General features: G+C 65.6%; 23 protein-coding genes and 1 tRNA gene. 14 read left to right on the top strand and 10 right to left on the bottom strand.

Annotated features, from left to right (window positions below):
• Positions 1-3: 3 nt before the first annotated feature.
• Both Q0Q48_RS16555 and Q0Q48_RS16560 read right to left on the bottom strand, forming a co-directional pair.
• Positions 4-633 (bottom strand): MarC family protein, encoded by a 630-nt coding sequence (locus Q0Q48_RS16555; RefSeq protein ID WP_295139804.1) that lies wholly within the window; start codon positions 631-633, stop codon positions 4-6.
• A 127-nt stretch (positions 634-760) separates the two neighbouring features.
• Positions 761-1096, bottom strand: a complete 336-nt coding sequence (locus tag Q0Q48_RS16560; protein ID WP_295139806.1) for a hypothetical protein — start codon at positions 1094-1096, stop codon at positions 761-763.
• 659 nt (positions 1097-1755) lie between these two features.
• Between Q0Q48_RS16560 and Q0Q48_RS16565 the strand changes: the two genes are divergently transcribed.
• From Q0Q48_RS16565 to Q0Q48_RS16580, 4 genes are all read left to right on the top strand, one after another.
• On the top strand, positions 1756-2541 hold the full coding sequence (locus Q0Q48_RS16565; protein ID WP_295139808.1) for an SDR family NAD(P)-dependent oxidoreductase: 786 nt from the start codon (positions 1756-1758) through the stop codon (positions 2539-2541).
• Between the two features lie 25 nt (positions 2542-2566).
• The gene (locus Q0Q48_RS16570; RefSeq protein WP_295139809.1) at positions 2567-3799 is read left to right on the top strand and encodes an acetyl-CoA C-acetyltransferase; all 1233 of its coding nucleotides are present in this window, start codon (positions 2567-2569) and stop codon (positions 3797-3799) included.
• An 84-nt stretch (positions 3800-3883) separates the two neighbouring features.
• Entirely contained in the window at positions 3884-4024 is a 141-nt protein-coding gene (locus Q0Q48_RS16575; RefSeq protein WP_295139811.1) for a hypothetical protein, read from the top strand.
• 133 nt (positions 4025-4157) lie between these two features.
• Positions 4158-4958 (top strand): dienelactone hydrolase family protein, encoded by an 801-nt coding sequence (locus Q0Q48_RS16580; RefSeq protein WP_295139812.1) that lies wholly within the window; start codon positions 4158-4160, stop codon positions 4956-4958.
• A gap of 156 nt (positions 4959-5114) precedes the next feature.
• Here the strand turns inward: Q0Q48_RS16580 and Q0Q48_RS16585 are convergent.
• Positions 5115-5191 (bottom strand) — tRNA-Arg (locus tag Q0Q48_RS16585).
• Between the two features lie 163 nt (positions 5192-5354).
• Between Q0Q48_RS16585 and Q0Q48_RS16590 the strand changes: the two genes are divergently transcribed.
• The 4 genes from Q0Q48_RS16590 to Q0Q48_RS16605 are packed head-to-tail and all read left to right on the top strand — an operon-like array spanning position 5355 to position 8451.
• A complete protein-coding gene (locus Q0Q48_RS16590) occupies positions 5355-5780 on the top strand; it encodes an SRPBCC domain-containing protein (RefSeq protein WP_295139814.1) in 426 nt (141 codons plus the stop codon).
• A gap of 25 nt (positions 5781-5805) precedes the next feature.
• The gene (locus Q0Q48_RS16595; RefSeq protein ID WP_295139816.1) at positions 5806-7434 is read left to right on the top strand and encodes a UbiD family decarboxylase; all 1629 of its coding nucleotides are present in this window, start codon (positions 5806-5808) and stop codon (positions 7432-7434) included.
• A 10-nt stretch (positions 7435-7444) separates the two neighbouring features.
• Positions 7445-8068 carry a UbiX family flavin prenyltransferase gene (locus Q0Q48_RS16600; RefSeq protein WP_295139818.1) on the top strand — a complete coding sequence of 208 codons (624 nt, stop codon included), beginning with the start codon at positions 7445-7447 and terminating at the stop codon, positions 8066-8068.
• Positions 8065-8451: a copper resistance protein CopC gene (locus Q0Q48_RS16605; RefSeq protein WP_295139820.1), complete on the top strand. Its 387-nt coding sequence runs from the start codon at positions 8065-8067 to the stop codon at positions 8449-8451. Before Q0Q48_RS16600 ends, Q0Q48_RS16605 begins: the two co-directional genes overlap by 4 nt.
• 22 nt (positions 8452-8473) lie before the next feature.
• Here Q0Q48_RS16605 and Q0Q48_RS16610 read toward each other — a convergent pair whose 3' ends face one another.
• The gene (locus tag Q0Q48_RS16610; protein ID WP_295139823.1) at positions 8474-9487 is read right to left on the bottom strand and encodes an FUSC family protein; all 1014 of its coding nucleotides are present in this window, start codon (positions 9485-9487) and stop codon (positions 8474-8476) included.
• 38 nt (positions 9488-9525) lie between these two features.
• Between Q0Q48_RS16610 and Q0Q48_RS16615 the strand changes: the two genes are divergently transcribed.
• The gene (locus tag Q0Q48_RS16615; RefSeq protein ID WP_295139824.1) at positions 9526-10890 is read left to right on the top strand and encodes a UbiD family decarboxylase; all 1365 of its coding nucleotides are present in this window, start codon (positions 9526-9528) and stop codon (positions 10888-10890) included.
• Between the two features lie 66 nt (positions 10891-10956).
• On the top strand, positions 10957-11964 hold the full coding sequence (locus tag Q0Q48_RS16620; RefSeq protein ID WP_295139826.1) for a Bug family tripartite tricarboxylate transporter substrate binding protein: 1008 nt from the start codon (positions 10957-10959) through the stop codon (positions 11962-11964).
• 117 nt (positions 11965-12081) lie between these two features.
• On the opposite strand, the gene Q0Q48_RS16625 is transcribed toward Q0Q48_RS16620, so the two are convergent.
• The 4 genes from Q0Q48_RS16625 to Q0Q48_RS16640 all read right to left on the bottom strand — a co-directional run bounded on the left by Q0Q48_RS16625 (position 12082) and on the right by Q0Q48_RS16640 (position 16040).
• Positions 12082-13062 carry an ABC transporter substrate-binding protein gene (locus Q0Q48_RS16625; RefSeq protein WP_295139828.1) on the bottom strand — a complete coding sequence of 327 codons (981 nt, stop codon included), beginning with the start codon at positions 13060-13062 and terminating at the stop codon, positions 12082-12084.
• Positions 13059-13454 (bottom strand): hypothetical protein, encoded by a 396-nt coding sequence (locus Q0Q48_RS16630; protein WP_295139829.1) that lies wholly within the window; start codon positions 13452-13454, stop codon positions 13059-13061. The genes Q0Q48_RS16625 and Q0Q48_RS16630 overlap by 4 nt, the downstream gene beginning before the upstream one ends.
• A gap of 278 nt (positions 13455-13732) precedes the next feature.
• On the bottom strand, positions 13733-15244 hold the full coding sequence (locus Q0Q48_RS16635) for a class I adenylate-forming enzyme family protein (RefSeq protein WP_295139830.1): 1512 nt from the start codon (positions 15242-15244) through the stop codon (positions 13733-13735).
• A 52-nt stretch (positions 15245-15296) separates the two neighbouring features.
• The gene (locus tag Q0Q48_RS16640; protein WP_295139832.1) at positions 15297-16040 is read right to left on the bottom strand and encodes an SDR family oxidoreductase; all 744 of its coding nucleotides are present in this window, start codon (positions 16038-16040) and stop codon (positions 15297-15299) included.
• A 72-nt stretch (positions 16041-16112) separates the two neighbouring features.
• Here Q0Q48_RS16640 and Q0Q48_RS16645 point away from each other — a divergent pair, with 72 nt between their 5' ends.
• From Q0Q48_RS16645 to Q0Q48_RS16655, 3 genes are read left to right on the top strand one after another with little or no spacing between them, the layout of a single operon-like run.
• On the top strand, positions 16113-16493 hold the full coding sequence (locus Q0Q48_RS16645) for a Rid family hydrolase (protein WP_295139834.1): 381 nt from the start codon (positions 16113-16115) through the stop codon (positions 16491-16493).
• 31 nt (positions 16494-16524) lie between these two features.
• Positions 16525-16989, top strand: coding sequence for a hypothetical protein (locus Q0Q48_RS16650; protein ID WP_295139836.1), 465 nt, complete (start codon positions 16525-16527; stop codon positions 16987-16989).
• Positions 16990-16997: 8 nt separating this feature from the next.
• Positions 16998-17525, top strand: coding sequence for a hypothetical protein (locus tag Q0Q48_RS16655; RefSeq protein WP_295139837.1), 528 nt, complete (start codon positions 16998-17000; stop codon positions 17523-17525).
• 4 nt (positions 17526-17529) lie between these two features.
• Here the strand turns inward: Q0Q48_RS16655 and Q0Q48_RS16660 are convergent, their stop codons facing one another.
• Positions 17530-17817: a hypothetical protein gene (locus tag Q0Q48_RS16660; protein WP_295139839.1), complete on the bottom strand. Its 288-nt coding sequence runs from the start codon at positions 17815-17817 to the stop codon at positions 17530-17532.
• Positions 17818-17913: 96 nt separating this feature from the next.
• Here Q0Q48_RS16660 and Q0Q48_RS16665 point away from each other — a divergent pair, with 96 nt between their 5' ends.
• Positions 17914-18231 carry a hypothetical protein gene (locus Q0Q48_RS16665; RefSeq protein ID WP_295139841.1) on the top strand — a complete coding sequence of 106 codons (318 nt, stop codon included), beginning with the start codon at positions 17914-17916 and terminating at the stop codon, positions 18229-18231.
• On the opposite strand, the gene Q0Q48_RS16670 is transcribed toward Q0Q48_RS16665, so the two are convergent.
• A complete protein-coding gene (locus Q0Q48_RS16670) occupies positions 18212-19231 on the bottom strand; it encodes an alpha/beta hydrolase (RefSeq protein ID WP_295139842.1) in 1020 nt (339 codons plus the stop codon). The two genes, Q0Q48_RS16665 and Q0Q48_RS16670, sit on opposite strands and share 20 nt — an antisense overlap.
• Positions 19232-19239 lie beyond the last annotated feature (8 nt).

Genomic DNA, 19239 nt, shown 5'->3' on the forward strand with positions numbered 1-19239 from the left:
CCCTCAGGTCAGGCCGAAGCTCAGCTTGATCGCGACGATCAGTCCGGTGACGGCGATGCTGGACAGGATGAGGCCGAACACGCGGCTCACGATCTCGATGCCCGACTTTCCGAGCAGGCGAAACAGGGTTCCGGCGAGGGCGTAGGCGACGAAAAGCAGGCAGAGACAGAGTGCCAGGATCGCCGTCGTCGTCACCTGTTCGCCGATCGAGCGCACGTTGTTGTCCGTCAGCAGCACCACGGTGAGGATCGCGCCGGCGCCGGCGATGCCGGGAATGGCCAGCGGGAAGACCGCGCGCTGGAGCGGCGTTGCGTCGGCCGGGACGTCCATCGCTTCCTCCGCCACCTTGCCGAGCGCCATCTTGAGCCCGAACAGCAGCAGGATGATCGATCCCGCGAGCTGGAACGAGGGCATGGGGATGTGGAGCGCCGACAGGAGCGGGCGCCCCAGCACGATGAAGAACAGAAGGATCAGGAAGGCGACGCCCAGCGCATAGGCCGCGACCAGCAGTGACCGCCGCCGGTCGAGGCCGGCCGTGACCATGAGGAAGAGAGGCACGGTGGCGAACGGATCGAGGATAACGAGCAGGGTGACGAATTCGTAGAAGAAGTCGTGGAGAAATACCGGGCCCAAGCGAGGCTTCCCTGACTGTTGTTTCCTTCGGGAAGAGTGCCGGACCCAATCGCCGACGTAAACACACCCGTCCGTTCGGCCGATTCGTCCTCCAGTTCGTGATGTGCCTGGCCGGATTTCGGTTGGCTCAGGGGCCATCCTGCGATGCTTCGCTGGCGAGAAGTTCCGGAACTTTCGCGCGAATCGAAGGCGAGTCCAGCCATTGCCGGGCCCTCGCCGGATCCTTGAATACGCGCATGGGTCGCCTGGCCGCCGCCAGCATGCCGAGCACGCGCGCGACGAGGTAGTACTTGTCGTCCGGCACCACGATGGCGAGCGGGCCCATGGTGCCGGTGGCGTGGATCGATCGCATGCGCACGCCCAGGCTTAGGAGATCGGCAGGGCCCATCTGGGTGTCGCCCAGGCTCCCATCGAACAACTTGCGATAGCCGTGGGCATTCGCGCCGGCCATGGCGTCGAGCATTCGGTTCACATCGTCCAAGGTGACATGGCCGTCGGCCGTGGCAGCGAAAAGCTTGATCTTCGAGTCGATTGTCCAGTGCAAGGGCATGGCCGGCGGGTCCGCTGTTGCAGCGAGAAATCAGTAAGTGAGGAGGGAGAACTGCCCGAGGTCCGGATTGTCGCCACTGCCCGGCACGCTGCCGCTGACGTCTGGCATGACCGTTGTCGTCTTCGGCACTGTTCGCGCGGTCAACCCGAGTGACCACCGCCTGTGCCGGCTGAACGTCGTTCCAATCTTCTTCATCCAACATCTTCCCAATGGCTGCGCACGCGCTCCATCGGGGCCTCCCTTCATCTGGCGACACGCGCCGGAAGCTCCGAACAATAAAATTGCATCGAAAGTGATGTAAATTCCAGCCCAAAATCGCCGCAGGCAGCGACAGTGCAGGGGAGGGTGCGCCTTGCAGAACATTCATAGGGAACTGCCTGGCCCGTATCGCGATTGTCGCGCGCCCCTCGTATCTGGCCAACAGGTGCCGGCCGGTCGGCCGGCTTCGCTTTCGAATCGCGGTTCTGTGTTTCGAACAGCAGATACACACCTCTGGCCAACTGCGGTCGCGATGTTTTAACAAATCCCGGCCAACCACTCACAACATCATGTCCCGGGGGGAATCTTCGCTCATGCAACTCGACAAGACAGTGGCCGCGGTCGTTACGGGCGGCGCGTCCGGTCTCGGCGCCGCCACCTCGCGCATGCTGGCCTCGCACGGCGTGAAGGTCGCGATCTTCGACCTCAACGCGGAGCAGGGTGAGGCGCTCGCCCGGGAAATCGGCGGCGTCTTCTGCAAGGTCAACGTGACGTCGACCGAAGAGGTCGATGCCGGGTTCGCGAAGGCGCGGGCGGCCAACGGGCAGGAGCGCATTCTGGTGAACTGCGCCGGCGTCGGCGGCGGCGCCCAGAAGACCGCATCGCTCGACCGGACGACCGGCGCTCCCAAGGAATATCCGCTGGAGAACTTCGAGCGCATCATCAACGTCAATCTCATCGGCACATTCCGCTGCATCACCAAGTCGGCGGCGGGCATGCTGACGCTTGCACCGCAGCCCGACGGGGATCGCGGCGTGATCCTCAACACCGCATCGGTCGCGGCCGAGGACGGCCAGATCGGCCAGGTCGCCTATACGGCCTCGAAGGCCGGCGTCGTCGGCATCACGCTGGTCGTGGCGCGCGACCTCTCCAATGACGGAATTCGCTGCAATACGATCCTGCCCGGCATCTTCGACACGCCGCTGCTCGCGCGTGCGCCGGACAACGTCAAGGCGGCGCTGGCCGCTTCGGTGCCGTTCCCCAAGCGTCTGGGACGTCCCGAGGAATATGCGCAGGTCGCCCATACGATGATCACCTGCGGCTACTTCAATGGCGAGGACGTCCGCATCGACGGCGCCATCCGCATGGCGCCCCGCTGAACCGAGCCCCGGAAAGGATCAAGCAATGACCGAAGCATGGATCATCGATGCCTGCCGCACACCGCGCGGCGTCGGCAAGGCGGGCAAGGGCGCGCTGTGGGAGGTTCATCCGCAGCAGCTCGGCGCGACCGTCCTCAAGGCGATCGCCGAACGCAACAAGATCGACACCAAGGAAGTCGGCGACGTGATCTGGGGCACGGCCGCCCAGGTCTCCAAGCAGAGCGGCGATCTCGGCCGCATGTCCGCCCTCGACGCCGGCTATGACGTCAAGGCGAGCGGTATCACGATCGACCGTTTCTGCGGTTCGGGCATCAGCGCCGTGAGCCTCGCCGCCGCCTGCATCAAGTCGGGCATGGAAGACCTGGTGGTCGCCGGCGGGACCGAGATGATGTCGATGGACCGCAGCCGCGGCAGCGGGCCGCCCGTGATGGACAACGGCAATCTGCGCCTGCGCCTGCATCATCCCCAGACGCACCAGGGCATCTGCGCCGACGCCATCGCCACGCTGGAGAAGATCCCGCGCCAAGCGCTGGACGAGGCGGGCTACATCAGCCAGCAGCGCGCGGCGATCGCCATCGCCGAGGGCCGCTTCAACAAGTCCCTGATCCCCGTCTACAAGGAAGACGGCACGCTCGCCCTGGATCGAGAGGAATATCCGCGTCCGCAGACGACTCGCGAGGGACTGGCGAACCTCAAGGCCGCCTTCACGGCGATGGCCGACGTCCCGCTCGACGACAAGGGCACGACCTATCGCTCGCTGATCCTGCAGGCCTATCCCGACCTGAAGATCGAGCATGTCCATCATGCCGGCAATTCCTCCGGCGTCGTCGACGGCTCGGCCGCCGTGCTGCTCGCGTCGCCCGACTACGCCAAGGCCCATGGCCTCAAGCCGCGCGCCCGCGTCGTTGCCATGGCGAATATGGGCGACAGCCCCGAGCTGATGCTCAACGCGCCGGTGCCGGCGGCCCGGAAGGTCCTGGAGAAGGCCGGTCTAAAGACCAGCGACATCGACCTCTGGGAGATCAACGAGGCCTTCGCCGTCGTCTCCGAGAAGTTCGTGCGCGATCTCGATCTCGATCGCGACAAGGTCAACGTCAACGGCGGCTCGATCGCGCTCGGCCACCCGATCGGCGCGACCGGCGCCATCCTGATCGGCACCGTCCTCGACGAGCTCGAGAGGCAGGACAAGCAGTTCGGTCTCGTCACGATGTGCGCCGCCGGCGGCATGGCGCCCGCGATCATCATCGAGCGCATCTGACAAATCCCGAGGGAGAAGTCCCTCGAAGGCTATCGGCGACGGGACATTCCCCCGTCGCTCCTAGCCCGCCCGGGCTCGGAATTGGTGCGAAAGTGCGATGAGCTCCTGCAGCCCGATCCGGCGAAGGGTGTCGCCTATAACGGCGAGGTCGTGCTCGACATCGCCGCCAAGGACGAGAAGTGCACCGCGCACATGAGCGTGCTGGTGGACTGGTTCGGGCCATGATGATCATCACTAAGCTGATTCCCGCGAATCCGTCGAGCGTGGAGAAAGTGAGTTACATCCGGCATTGGCACGCGCGTTGGACGCACCCTTCATTGAGCTCCTATTATGGGTGAACAGAGGCGAGGATCGTCGCATGCATTGGCCGAAATCTCTGCTGTGTGCCGCCGTTGTCCTCGGGGTGGCAGCAAGTTCGGGTCACGCCGGTTCGCTTGTAGAGATTTCAGGCGGTAGCGACGCAGAGAAGTCGATACCTGCCTACCTTGCCCGACCATCCGGTGCCGGGCCCTTTCCAGCTATCGTCGTGTTACATGGCTGCGGTGGCATCAACAGCGTCATTGTGGATTGGGCAGACCGGCTCGCACGCTGGGGTTATGTGGCAGTCGCACCCGATAGTCTTACACCGAGAGGAAGAAAATCGTCGTGCAGTAGTGGTGCGAGCGACCAAATTCATGACGGTTATCGCGCGCTGAGTTTCCTTGCGGGCCAGCCGTTCGTGCGCGGTGACCAGATCGGCTTAATGGGAATCTCGCTCGGCGCCGGAGCAACGCTTGCTGCTTTTGAGCGAAATGGGGTCGAAAAATCGTACCTTGGGAGGTTCAGGGCTGCGCTCGCATTCTATCCTCCCTGCTCAGGCAGCTCGGGTATTATGGTTGGGCCTACTCTCGTATTGGTCGGCGAACTAGACAACTGGACGCCGGCCGACGATTGCCGCGCTATGGTTGCCGGAGAGAGTGTCATTGGGACATCGCGCGCACCAAGTGATCGCTCAATGGTGGAGCTGGTTGTGTATCCAGCCACACATCATTCTTTCCTCGACCCAAATGTCACCGCGGGCGACCGATACTTGGGCCATTGGCTGCAATACAACGACGCAGCTGCAAAGGACGCCATCGTGCGCGCCAAGCGATTCTGGGAGCGCTGGCTAAACCAATAGCTATCCTGCCTTGGCGCATGATTAGTCTCCCCAACGCTGGAACGAAATAACAACCGGCGTGTCAACGATGTGCCCAACGAACCTGCGCGTTCTGCGCGTGCTCGCGCGATCAGTGGAAAACCACCTCGACGCAATCGTCGATTTCAAAGGATTTTATGGCGGACCCGGCGAGATTCGAACTCACGACCTCTGCCTTCGGAGGGCAGCGCTCTATCCAGCTGAGCTACGGGTCCGGCGCGGCGGACCATACCGGAGGGGCCTGCGCGGTGCAACGCACTCACGCCGGGTGATCCGACGGCCAAGGTTGATCGCTTCATGCCGACTGTTAAGGTCGCCGTAGCAAGTCCAGCGGCGTCATATCCACGTATTTGTTGAGGTTTTTCGGGAGGTTCCGCCGTGTCCGATCACGCGCTTCGTCACGCCGTCAACATCAGGGCGGATGCCGCCAAGGTTCACGCCGCCCTGACGACCCTGGAGGGGCTCCGGGGCTGGACCATGGCGGAAGTCTCCGGCGGCGCCGGCGTGGGGAGCCAGTGGACCCTGAAATATGCCGACGGTCCCACCTTCGTCTGGGAGGTCGCGTCGCAGGGCGCGGACAGCGTCGTCTGGAAGTGCATCCAGGGGCCAGGTGACGCGGCGGGCACCAGCGTCTCCTTCAATCTCGGCACGACGCCGCACGGGCGAGTCCATCTCACTTTCGCCCATTCAGGCTGGCCGCATCAGAAGGGCAACTTCGAGAAGTGCAATGCCCTCTGGGGCATGATGCTGCATCACCTCAGGGCCCTCGCCGAGCACGGCAGGACCGCGCCGGCCTATTCCTGATCTCCTTTTTCATCCGGGTAGGACAATGCAGCAGTCTCTTTCGGAGTTCGTCGAGTCGATGGACAAGGCGGGCTTCCTCGTCCGCGTCAAGGACGAGGTCCGTGTCGACCAGGTGCCGAAGATCATGGAGGCCAATCCGACCAAGGCCGTCCTGATCGAGAAGATCAAGGACACCGAGTTCTCGGTGCTGGCCAATGCCTATTCGAACCAGGAAATGTTCGCCTGGGCCATGGGCTGCGACAAGACGCGAACCGGCCTCGAGATGGTCGCGCGCTCCAAGGGCCGCGTGAAGTGGGAGACCGTGACCACGGCGCCCTGCAAGGAGGTGATCCTGAAGGGCGACGATGTCGACCTGACGCGCCTGCCGCTGTTCCTGCACCACGATCGTGACGGCCACGCCTATACCAACGACAATCTCTTCATCAGCAAGCACCCCGACACCGGCGTCTACGACTGGGGCATCTACCGCTCGATGTTCCGGACGAAGAACGAGAAGTCGGTCGACATGACCTGCACCTCGCACCGCCAGCGCATCCACGCGATGGCGGCGGCGGCGAAGGGACAGAATCTCGAAGTCGCGATCGTGCTGGGCGGTCCCACCATCGACAAGATCGCGGCGCTGGTCGGCGTCACCGCCGACACCGACGATTTCGAGGTACTGGGCGCCTTCTACGGCGCGCCGGCCAAGATGATCAAATGCGAGACCATCGACGTGATGGTACCGGCCAATGCCGAGATCGTGCTCGAATGCGAACTGATGGCGCTTGAGGGTCTCGTCTACGACGAGGGCCCGTACGGCGAGTTCACCGGCATGTACGGCGGCGGCATCAAGCATAATTATCGCCTGAAGGTGAAGGCGATGACCCACCGCAAGGGCGGCATCTTCCAGCACTGCACCATCGGCGGCCTGCATCCCTGGTACACCGATAACATGCTGCAGTTGCCTGCCATCGAAGCCGACCTGTTCAACGGGCTGAAGCAGGGCGGCATCGACGTGCGCGAGGTACGCTGTCCGCTGGGCGGCCTGTCCAACATCGCCTACGCCAAGATCCATCCGCTGGGCGCCGGCGATTCCAAGCAGGCCTTGGGCATCATGCTGACCTGCTCCAAGCAGGGACTGCCGAAGATCGCCATGGTGTTCGACACCGACGTCGACATCTGGGACGACCAGGCGGTCCTGGCCGCCATGGCCTACCGCTACATGCCGGACAGGGACACGGTGCGGCTCGACGGGCTCAATACAATGACCGTCGATCCCAAGAGCACGACGCTCGGCATCTCCTCCAAGATCGGCATGGACTGCACGGTGCCGCTGGGGCCCGAGTGGAACCCCAACGAGTTCGTGCGCAGCACCGTCACCGATCTCGGCGATCCGCCGGCCGGGCTGAAGATCATGACCGAAGAAGAGCTGACCAGGGACATGGAAGCCTTCATCCGGGCCGAGCCGCGCGCCTGGCACGACATCCTGAAGCAGTATCACGGCCAGCCCTATCCGGTGCTCTACCGCTCGTTCGGCAACCTGCGGCACAGGCTCGGCCGCACCAACGATCCGCCGTGGTATCGCTATACCCTGTCCGACACGCCGTTCTCGTGGGAGGCGAAGCCGGCGCCGCTGAACCACTCGGACCCGCGCCACATCAAGACCGGCAGCTGAGGGCATTCGAATGGCAGCGAGCGAACCCGTGCGGCGCATGGTGGTCGGCATCACCGGCGCGTCGGGAACGGTCTACGGGATCCGCGTGCTCGAAGCGCTGCGGGCGCTGGAGATCGAGAGCCATCTCGTGATCTCCAAGGCAGGCGACCAGACGCGCTCGCTCGAGACTGACATGTCGGCTTCGGAACTGCGCGCGCTGGCCGATCATGTCTATGCGCCGGGTGACATCGCGGCTTCCATTTCGAGCGGCTCTTTCCAGACCATGGGCATGATCGTGGCGCCCTGCTCGGTGCGTACCCTGAGCGAGATCGCGACCGGCGTGACGTCGGGCCTCGTCTCGCGGGCCGCCGATGTCTGCCTGAAGGAGCGGCGGCGGGTCGTGCTGATGTTCCGCGAGACGCCGCTGCACGCCGGCCACATCAAGAGCATGCTGGCGGTCACCGAGATGGGCGCCATCGTCGCGGTGCCGTCACCGGCCTTCTACACGCGGCCGAAGACCGTCGACGAGATCGTGACGCATTCGGTCGCGCGCGTGCTCGACCTGTTCGGTCTCGACACCAGGACCTTCCCGCGATGGACCGGCCCCTCCGGCGCCGGGAAGCCGGCTGTCGCCAGGCGCAGGAGCGGCAAATGATGAAGAGACGCCTCGCCATCGCCGCCCTCCTGACGGCAATGGCCACAGCAGGCTCGTCGGCACAGGCCCAGCAGCCGTCGGACGACGTCCGCGTGATGGAATCGACACCGGCGGCTCATGCCCGTATCGGCGCCAGGAGCAGCGCATTCTTCGTGCGCTTCGACCGGCCCGTCGATCACATCAAGTCGACCCTGGTCATCAAGCAGGGCGACAAGGTGATCGAGCGTCTTCGTCCACGCCTCGAATCCTCGCCGCAGGTCCTCTTCGCCGCGGCGCCGACCCTGCCGCCGGGCGACTACATGCTGCACTGGACCGTGGTCACCATTCAGGGAACCAAGGCCATCTCGGGCGACATTCCCTTCCAGGTCACCGACCAGCAATAGGTCCGGTGTGCGATCCGTTCTCTCAAGTGACCTTGAGAATCCTGCGTCCCACGAAGATCGTGACGAAGGCGACGGCCACGCCCAGCGCTGCCTCGACCACGCGGTCGACCAGGATGGGCGGCCACGGTGCGCCGCGGCTGAGGTTGCTCATGCCGATGGCGAGCGGGCAGAAGAAGAGCAGCGCGACGCCGTAATTGCGCGACACCGCGATCTCCGCGACGGCCTGGCAGACGATGATGATCGCGATCAGCGCGAGATGGTCAGGCTTGAAGGAGAACAGGACGGTCGCGATTCCGACGCCTCCCAATGTGCCCATCATGAGATGGGTCGCGCGCCGCCACACGTCCCTGGCGGCCAGCGCCGGCATCAGCGCGGCGACGGTGACCGCGGCCCAGAAGGGATGTCCAAGGCCCAGGGCAAGCGCCAGCATCCAGGCGGCCAGCACGCCGAGCGTCGCGGCCGCCAGCACGACCAGGTGCTGGCCGCGGTCGAGCTCGGCATAGCCCGCCGCCAGGCGCCGTTGCCATCCATCGGGCTTCGGTTCATCGGCAGGGGCGCCGATACGATTGAGCACGGCCAGCAATACCGAGAAGGCCGCGCCGCCCGCGCCGACGGCGATGGCAAGCGGCAGCTTTTCCCATTCGGTAGGAATGGCGGCGACGATCAGCAGCACCAGCACGAAGAACATTTCTCCGCGCGGTATCCAGCGCATCGCCGCGCCCAGGGTCACGGCGGCCATCACCGTGAGGGCGAGCAGCACGCCCAGCACGGTGATGGGGGCGTGCGCCGCGGACCAGGCCATGGCCGCCGCCATCGTGAGCACGAGGCCCGTGCCGGCGACGAGCTGGGTTTCGACGCGACGCTTCGCGGGCTCGCTGTGGCCGTACAGCATCGCCAGCCCGCCGAACGCGGCATACACGGCGAGGTCGAGACGGCCGATCGCTTCGAGCGCCAGAAGCGGCAGGCCCACTGCCACGCCGACCCGGATGGCCGCCTCGATGTCGTGGCGATGGATATTGGCAAGAAACCTACGCATCACGCCTTGTACTCGTGAACCGCCAGGAAGGATCGACCATGCCCTATCAAGATCTGCGCGCCTTCCTGACGGCCTTGAAGAATGCGGGTGAGCTCGTGGAGATCGCACGGCCCGTCTCTCCCAAATATGACATCGCCAAGGCCCTCGCCAAGACCAGTGCGATCCAGGGACCGGCGCTGATCTTTCGGCAGACCGGGACTGATTTCCCGCTGGTGGCGGGCGTCTATGGCAACCGCCGGCTGGCGCTGATGGCCTTCGAGGCGACCGAGCAGACCATCCACGAGAAGGTCCTGAAGGGCATCAACAACCCGATCGCGCCCGTCGACTTCAAGGGCGCGCCGCCCTGTCAGGAAATCGTGCTGACGGGCGATGCAATCGACGTCACCAGGTTGCCGGTGCCGATCTACAGCCCGAAGGACGGCGGACCCTACATCACCGCCGGCATCGTTGTGTCGGAGAATCCCGAGACCGGTATTCCCGACATCGGCAACTATCGTTTCCAGATCCATGGGCCGAAGGAACTGGGCGTGTTCTCCGCCCCGAACCATCGCTTCGGCAAGAATATCGCCCATGCCACGCAGATGGGGAAGGAATTGCGCGGTGCCATCGTCATCGGCGTCGATCCGCTTACGATGTATTCCGGCCAGGTCCAGTCGAGCGATTCGACCAATGACTGGTTCACTTCGGGCGGTCTGCGCGGTTCGCCCGTCGAGCTGGCCAAGGCCGTCACCAACGACATGAAGGTTCCAGCTTACGCCGAGATCGTGATCGAGTTCACGGTCGACACCAGGACGCAAAAGATGGAAGGCCCGCTCGGCGAGTACACCGGCTACTACACGCCGGCCTCGCTGAAGCCGGTTGCCAGGATCACCGCCATCACGCACCGCAAGGGCGCGATCTTCCAGGGGCTGCTGACCGGCAAGCCGATCACCGAGAACCACGTGCTGAAGCAGATCCCGTTCGAGACCTCGATCCTGCGGCAGCTCCAGGCGCAGTTCCCAACGATCAGCGACATCTCGATCAACAGCTCGGGCGGCGTGCAGACTTACGTCGTGATCGCCATGAAGCCGCGCTACGAAGGCGAGGCGCGCCACGCGATCCTCGCGGCGATGGCGGGCAACCTCCACCCGAAGTGGGTGATCGTGGTCGATCCCGACATCGACATCCGCAATTCGGCGGAGGTCGAGTGGGCGCAGTCGTTCCGTGTCAAGCCGAGCCAGGACGTCTTCATCGTCGACCGCACCGCCACCGCGCCGCTCGATCCCTATACCAACGGCGGCTACTCCTCTTCGGTCGGCATCGACGCGACCAAGCCGTTCGGAGAGGAATTCCCGGACGTCTCGGAAGTCCCGGACTGGAAGGATTTCCCGCTGCCGGAGCTCCACGGCCTCACGCGCAAATAGTTGGGTCGGGCTTGGCGGGGCGGTCCATTTGAGCGACAGTCCGCGCATAAACCGGGAGGAAGAAACATGATCGACCATAGCCGCCGCGGCTTCGTCCGCGCCTCGGGCGCCGCCGCCGCGCTCGCCACCCTGGGACTTTCGGGCCGTGCCGGCGCGCAGGGCGCCCAGCCGCTCGAGAACGTACGGATCGTCACCGGCTTCCCGCCGGGCGGCACGTCCGACACGCTGTGTCGCCGCGTCGCCGAAGGCATCAAGGGCACCTCCTACACGAAGGCGGCCATCGTCGAGAACAAGGCCGGTGCCGGAGGCCAGATCGCCGTGCAGTCGATGAAGGGCGCGGCCACCGACGGCAGCGTCATCCTGCAGACGCCGGCGTCGATGCTGATGATCTACCCGCATATCTACAAGAAGCTCAGCTACGACGCCTTCACCGACGTGACGCCGGTCACGCTCGCCTGCACCTTCGACTTCGGCTTCTGCGTCGGCCCCGCCGTGCCCGACAGCGTGAAGAACATCCCGGAGTTCCTCGCCTGGTGCAAAGCCAATCCGGACAAGGCGAACTACGGCTCGCCCGCGGCGGGTTCGGTCCCGCACTTCATCGGCGTGCTGCTGGGCCAGGCGGGCGGCATCGAGCTGAAGCATGTCGCCTATCGCGGCACCCAGCCTGCCGTGCAGGACATGGTCGGCGGCCAGATCCAGGCCGTGTCCGGCCCGGTCGGCGAGTTCACCCAGCAGGTTGCCGCCGGCAAGGCGCGGCTCCTCGGCGTCTCGGGCGCGACCCGCAGCCGCTTCGCACCCAACGTCCCGACCTTTGCCGAGCAGGGCTACAAGGACCTGGTCTTCTCTGAGTGGTTCGGCTTCTTCGCGCCGGGCGGCACGCAGGCTCCGGTCGTGAACCGCGCCAACGAGGCGTTGCGCGCCGCGCTCGCCCAGAAGGACGTGATCGACGGCCTCGCGGTGATGGGCCTCGAGGTGAAGTCCTCGACCCCGCAGGAACTCGGCACGCTCCTCAAGGAGAGCTACGACCGCTGGGGTCCGATCGTGAAGAAGATCGGGTTTACCGCGGATTCTTGAAATATCGCTGAGCTGGCCCAGCACCAGCACGCCCACATGGGAAACCTTACGGGCATGTGCCCGTGAGGCGAGCGGCCAGGCGGGCACCGGCGTCGCCGTGAAGAAGTTGGCGGCCCTTCATTCGATCACCTCGTCGACGCGGGCGAGGACAGCGGGCGGAACCGTGAGCCCGAGCGCCCGCGCCGCCGTTCGGTTGATCACGAATTCGAACTTCGTGGGCCGCAACACCGGGAGATTTCCCGGCGCCTCACCGCGCAGGATGCGGCCTGTCAGGATGCCTGCCTGACGATAGGCCTCGCTGAAGTCGGGCCCGTAGCTCGCGAGGCCACCGACCTCGACGAACTGACGCCATTGGAAGATGCAGGGGACGAGGTGCCGAGCTGCAAGTTCGACGATCTCAGTGCGGTGGCTGCTGAACCAGGGATCTGACGCCACGACCAGGCGTCGATCTCTTTGCTGCCCGAGCGCCGCGAAGGTTTCGTGCAACTCGCCCATCGTTCCGACGAACAGCACTTTTATCGTGCGGCCGACGGTGCGTGCCGCTGCTTCCAGCGCTTTCCCCTGGGCCACGGCGCTTGGATTCTGGCGGTTGATCAGGGCCGAAATCGGACCTTCCGACGGCGCGATCTCATCAAGAAGTTGCAGCCGCTTGGCGTCGAGTTCTCCTGCCAGGATGGCCACCCCGGTCATGTTGCCGCCGGGCCGGTTTAGGCTTGCGACCAGTCCGTCCGCTACCGGATCACGGACGGCGGTGAAGACAATGGGTATTGTCGATGTCGCCCGTTTCACAGCAAGGGCCGCAATGTTGCCTCCGGCTGCGACGATCACCGCGGGGCGCCTGCGCGCAAGGTCGGCGGCCAGTTGGGGAAGCAGGTCAGGGTTGCCATCGGCCCAGCGATATTCCATGGCCACGGTCCGGCCGCCGACATGACCTGTTTCCTCAAGCCCCCGCTGGAAAGCGATTAACTGGTCCTTCACGGCGGCTTCCGGCAAAAGGCTGAGGACACCCACGAGAGGCAACGTTGATCGCTGCGCGCGCGCGAGGGTCGGCGCAAGCAGTACGATGCCCAAGCCGCCGAAAACGCCGCGTCGCTTCATTCGATGATCCCATCCGCCGTTGCCAGGTTCTCGGGCTTGGTGCCGTCGAGGATTCGCACGATGTAGAGCGCCAGGCGTCTGTAGGCCTCTTGCAGATAGGGTCCGCAGGTCAGCAGGGGAGCGGCGGCCCGTGCCCGGCTGCCCGACACCCATCGCCACTCGAAGGACACGTTGACGCCGTCGCGATGGCCCCCGGTTTTCATCGCTTGGCAAACTTCGTCCATGCGAATGACCGTCTCGGGCCTTTCCCATGCGATGACACCGACGCGCGGGAGCGTCGAAGGAACCTGAGCGGTGACCTTGGTGGGCAGATGAAGCAGAGGCGCCAGCGTGAACGCGCTTCGCCGTCTCAGGCGCCGCTTTCGGACGCCAAAATGGTTAGACATGCCCATGCAGGCACGAGCCTCCCCTCCCGGGACAGCAAACTCTAGCCTCTTTGCGAATGCCTTGGCGAGAGCTACCCCAGCCACGACCCAAAGCATGTCCACGGGAGTGTGACGGCAGCAAGCTGGGTGTCTTGACTGGATTAGATTTCCTGCTGGAACCGATGCAGGCCGATAGCCATGCGCCTCCGCGTATGGCGGGTCCCGGCGAGATTTGAACTCCCGATCTCTGCCTTCGGGGCGGAGGGCAGTCTACCCGACTGAGCTACGGGTCGTGAGATGACAAATCAAACCCGCTTCGCGTCGTCTCTCGCATAGGTCGCGACGGCGCGGTCGACCAGTGTCTTGCGGTCGATCTTGTTGGTGCCCGCGAGCGGCAGCTCGTCGACGAACCAGACGGCGCGCGGGTGGGCGTAGGCCGGGCCGTTGTCGAGAGCGAAGCGGCGCAGGGCTTCCTCGGTCGGTGACGCACCGGGCTTCGTGACGACGAAGGCGACCGGGAGTTGGTACTTGATCTCGTCGGGCACCGGCACGACGCAGGCCTGCGCCACGTCGGGATGCCGGCCCAGCAGCTTCTCGACCTCGCCGGGATAGACGTTCTCGCCGCCACACTGGAACATGTCGTCGGCCCGGCCGACGAAGAAGACGAAGCCGTTTTCGTCGCGGCGCATCACGTCGCCGGTGTCGTACCAGCCGTCGATCAGGCGCTTCCTCGTGTCGGCCTCGCGGTTGAGGTAGCCGCTCATGAGGGCGGGGGTGCGGATGTGCAGAACGCCCTGCGTGGGGCCGGTCTCGGCTCCGCCGACGAACTTCACCTCGATGCCGGTGCGCGGATAGCCCAGCGCTCCCATGGGCTTGGGGATGCCGTCGGGGTGCGGCCCGAAGCCAATCGGCCCCGACTCCGTCGTGCCCCAGCTGTTGGCCGTCTCGGCATTGGGGAACATCCGGTGCATCTGCTCGAAGAATTCCGCCGTCGACGGCGCCGAGCCCGTGACCGCCGTGGTGACGCAGCCCAGGTCCGCCTTCGCCAGCTCCTCGGTTTCGCGCATCACCAGCGCCAGCATGGTCGGCACCGAGGTGATCATGGCGACGCGATTGCGGTCGATTGCGCGGATGAAGCCGCGGGCCGTGAAGTTCGTCATCAGCACGATCGTCCCGCCGTTGATCATCGCCAGCTTGGCGCTGAACAGGCCGTTCATGTGGAACAGCGGTGCGGCGATGATGATCTTCTGCCCTTCGATGCTCGGCCGCTGCTCTGGCGTGGCGCCGGTCGCCCAGATGTAGCCGCCATGGGTCAGCGGCACGCCCTTGGGCAGGCCGGTCGAACCCGACGTGTAGAGGATCATCGCGACCTCTTCGGGCGCCATGTCGACCGGCTCGAACGGTCCCGCGTCGAGCAGGCTGGCGAGCTCTTCCATGGCGACCGTCGGGACCAGGGAGCTGACCAGCGGCGCGCGCTCGGCGTCGGCGATCGCCAGCTTGACCGAAGAGTCCTTCATGATGTGGGCTACCGTCTCGCGCGGCAGCTTGTGATTGACGCAGACCGACACGAGTCCCGCCGCCATGGTCGCCATGTAGAGCACGAGATAGTCGGCGCTGTTGGCCGCGACGATGGCCACGGCCTCGCCGCGCCCGAGCCCGCGCTTCAGCAGGCCACGGGCCAGGGCTGCGATGCGGGCGCGCGCCTGGCCGTAACTCAGACGCAACTGTTCGTCGCCGTCGGGCGAAACCTGGATGATGAAGGGCCGGTCGGCCGGCGCCTGCGGGTCGAGGATGGCAGCGAGGTTCTTGAGATCCATGGTTCCCTGATCGATCAATGGACGAGAGCGCTGCAAGGGACGTGCCGGGCAATCAGCGACGTCGATGGAATTGCGAGCCGCCGTACGATTGATCTGTGGGCACGATCTCCATGAAGCTCACATCCATGCGCTGCGGGGCGCCCAGTACGAACATCACCGCCTCGGCGATGTCGGCGGGCTGCAGCGTCTCGAAGCCGTCGTAGAAGCGCCGTCGTCCCTCCTCGCGATCTTCCATCAGGCCGAGATGGGCGCCGGTCTCGACCCGGCCCGGCGAGATCTCGCTCACCCGCACGCCCGATCCGTGCAGGTCGAGGCGCAGGGTCTGGCTGAGATTGTGGATGGCCGCCTTGGTCATGGCATAGACCGGCATGCCGGGCAGGGGGCCTGTCCCCGAGGTCGAGCCGAGGTTGACGATGTGTCCCAGCCCGCGCGCCTTCATGCCGGGGATGACGGCGGCGAGGCAATTCAGGGTGCCGCGCAGGTTCACGTCCATCAGCACGTCGATGTCGTCGGGTGACGCCTCCCACGACACACCGCCGCGTACGGGTGCCGAGGCGTTGTTGACCAGCACGTCGGCGTCGAGCGAACCCAGCGCGCTCAGCACCACGTCACGATGGGCGATGTCGAGCGCCATCGGCCGGCAGCCCGTCTCCTGTGCCAGCGCGGTGAGGTCATCGGCCGAGCGGGCGACGGCATAGACGTCGAGTCCGCCGATCCGCAGTTCGCGGACGATCGCCGCGCCGATGCCGCGGCTCGCACCGGTGACGATGGCGGTACGATAGCGATCGAGTGACACGGCTTCCTCCTTTGCCCGGCGCGAACGGCCGCCTAGAGTGCCACCATAGCGCATCGAAAGCTGGAGCGAGGCATGGCCAAGAAAGTCTTTCCGGACGGCACCGAGGTGGCGGGATTCTACGTCCGGACCATCAGGAGCGGGCCGTTCGTCTTCGTGTCGGGCACGACCTCGCTCGATCCCAAGGGGCGGGTGCAGGGCAAGGACGCGGCCCAGCAGACGACCATCACCATGCGCAAGATCGAGGCCGGACTGAAGTCGGCGGGCGCGAAGCTCGGCGACCTCGTGCGGACGACGATCTACGTGACCGACATCCGCGACATGGGAGCGGTGACGACGGCGCTGGGCAAGTCGCTCAAGGGCGCGGTCGTCACATCGACGCTGGTGGCGGTGAGCGCCCTTGCCGTGCCCGGCCTGCTGGTCGAAATTGAAGCCACGGCCGTCGTCAATGAGTGATGAGGGACGACGGTTGATCGGGGAGAGTTTCATGAGTGGGAAGAGAGTACGCCTGCTGGGGCGCCGGCAGGCCCTGGTCGGGTCCGTGGGAGCGGTGGGAACGATGCTGGCGGCGCCGGCGATCGCCCAGCAGCGGGTCAAATCGGGGACCGTCAACATCGAGCAGGTCCAGGTTGCCTTCTTCGGCAGCGGCAACGTCGGTAGCGGCACGCTCCACTATGAAGGGAAGAGCTACCGCTTCTCGGTCGGTGGCCTGGGGGTCGGCGGCTTCGGCGTCTCCAAGATGGAAGCCTATGGCGACGTCTACAATCTGAAGACGCTGCGCCAGTTTCCCGGCGCCTACGGCCAGGCGCGCTATGGGGCGGCCTATGGCGACCAGGGCAAGGGCGAGATGTGGCTGGAAAACGCCAACGGGGTGATTATCGACCTGAAAACGCGCCGGCAGGGCCTCGCTGTTTCACTCGGCGCCGACGCCGTCATCATCGACTTCAAGTGAGGCGGCCCATGACAATGTTCAGCCGCGCCCTCGCGGGCGCCCTCGTTTTCCTGGCCGCCGCTCCGGCCGTCGCGCAGGACGAGACGCAGACCTTCAACGCTTTCGCGGTGGTGCTCGCCAACGGCTCGGTCGTGCGGGCCGGCGAGAAGCAGCTCGTCGTGGCGGGAAATCTCGCCGGACCCATGTTCATCGAGACCGACGAAGGCCCCCAGCAGGCCGGTCGCGTCGGCTGCGCGCTGTCGTCGAAGATCGACCAGGCGAGCCGCAAGACCAGCGCGAGCGGCGCCTGCACCTTCACGGCCCACGATGGCGCCACCGCCTGGGGTGAATGGGACTGCGCCGGCTACGAGCTCGTCGGCTGCCGCGGCACGTTCAGGCTGACGGGCGGCACGGGCCGCTTCGAGGGTGCGAGCGGGGAAAGCACCCTCATCTGGCGCCCGACGGCTTACGAGCTGAAGAAGCAGCTCGACGGCATGGCGCTCGACAATGCCAGCGGCATCGTGCTGTGGCGCGAGTTCAAGCTGAAGGGCAAGTAGTCCTTCAGCCGGCCGGCGGATAAGGAATGCGGCTGCGCTGCAGGAGCTCCTCCAGCGCCTTGATGCCTTGCTCGTATCGGCCCTTCTGGCAATCGATGCCGGCCCCGAGACGGGTCATGTCCGGGCCGCCAGAGCCTTCGCCGCGCCGGGTGTTGTACCGATCGTAAAGCGCCCCGAGCTGGGCGCAGCGCGCCGCCAACTGCTCGTTGGACGGTTGGGCGTGCGCCGAGGCGGGGATCAGCAGGAGCACGGCGAGAGCGCACGAAACCAAAGGTTCGAGGTGGATTTTCATGCATCGCAGTAGGCCATGGATCGCGCGATCTTGCACCTGTCCAGCGCTGCGAGGTACTGTCGACAGCCTCCTCTCAGGGGGCGAGGGGGAGAGCAGATGACGACGCGATCGACGATGAAGTGGATGTTCGCGGTGGGCATCGCAGGTCTGGTCGCGGCCTGCAGCATGGCGAAGAGCACGCCGGGCCAAGATCCGCGGACGGAAACCAATGCAACTCAAGTGACCTGGACCGACGGCAAGCCCGCTATCGCGATCACCTGCAAGGAGCCGGGCGCGTGCCAGACTCGCGCGGTCGCGATGTGCAACAGCACGGGCGGCGCCTACGCGACGTTGAAGATGGAAAACATGCCGACGCGCGGCGACATGTCGGAGGTGCGCGGCGCCGCGTCGGTCATCATTCGCTGCGGGGCCTGACGCTGGCCTGACCGCTGCGTTTCGATCCCCAGAGGCTGGAAATTTCAGGTTGGGATTTGGAGGCGTCCGCGCCCGACGGGAGTTGGGCCTCGTGATCCGAGATCCAGGCAACGACATCGGCCGTCACGGCCGGGCCGGCCTTGTCGCGCATCAGCAGGTGGTAGCCCTCCTTGTAGAAGGCGAGCTTCGAGTCCGGCCGCGGCGGCATGATTTCGATGGCCGCCTTCACCGGCTGCTGCGGCACGATGCGATCGCCCAGCCCGTACATCATGAGATAGGGCTCCTTGACCCGCGCCGCGGACGCGCGGGCGTCGTCCATCAGGTCGACCAGCCCGTAGGCCATGTCGAGGCGCGGCTGGCGCAGCATCATCGGGTCGTTGCGCAGCTTGTCGATGGTCTTGGGATTGTCGGTCGGCTTGTAGTCGATCGAGGTCGGCCCGGCGGGCATCCACGGGATGGTATGGGCGAAGAACCAAAGGCCGGCACTGGCGAGCGGGCCGAACGTGTCGCGTGAGCGCACGGCCGCGGCCGACAGGACCAGTCCGTCGGACTCGGTCCCGCGATCGGCTGCCACCAGGACCACCGCCCCGCCCATGCTCTCACCAGCCAGGTAGAAAGGCACGCCGGGATGGCGGTCACGCACCAGGGCGGCCACGGCTTTTGCATCGTCCACCAGCGTGTCCGTACCCGGCCAGCGGCCGCGGGTCGGGCTGCCGCCGAAGCCGCGCTGGTCGTAGGCGTAGGTGGTGATGCCGGCACCGGACCAGGTCCCGGCCGGCTCCTCCCAGGCCATGCGGTAATCACCGAAGCCGTGCAGGGCCAGGATCACCGCCCTGGGGGCGCCGTTTGCCGCAGGCCAGACCGTCAGCGGTAGCGAAGTTCCGTCCGCCGCGACATAACGGTCCTCGGTCAGCCGAGGCGTCTGCACCGTGCCGCCCGCCGGAACGACCGTCGGGGCGCAGGCGGAGAGCATGACCGCGGCCGCGGAGGCCGCTATCATTCGCCGGC

It is taken from the genome of uncultured Reyranella sp. (genome assembly GCF_945957355.1).
In the GTDB taxonomy this organism is placed as follows: Bacteria; Pseudomonadota; Alphaproteobacteria; order Reyranellales; family Reyranellaceae; genus Reyranella.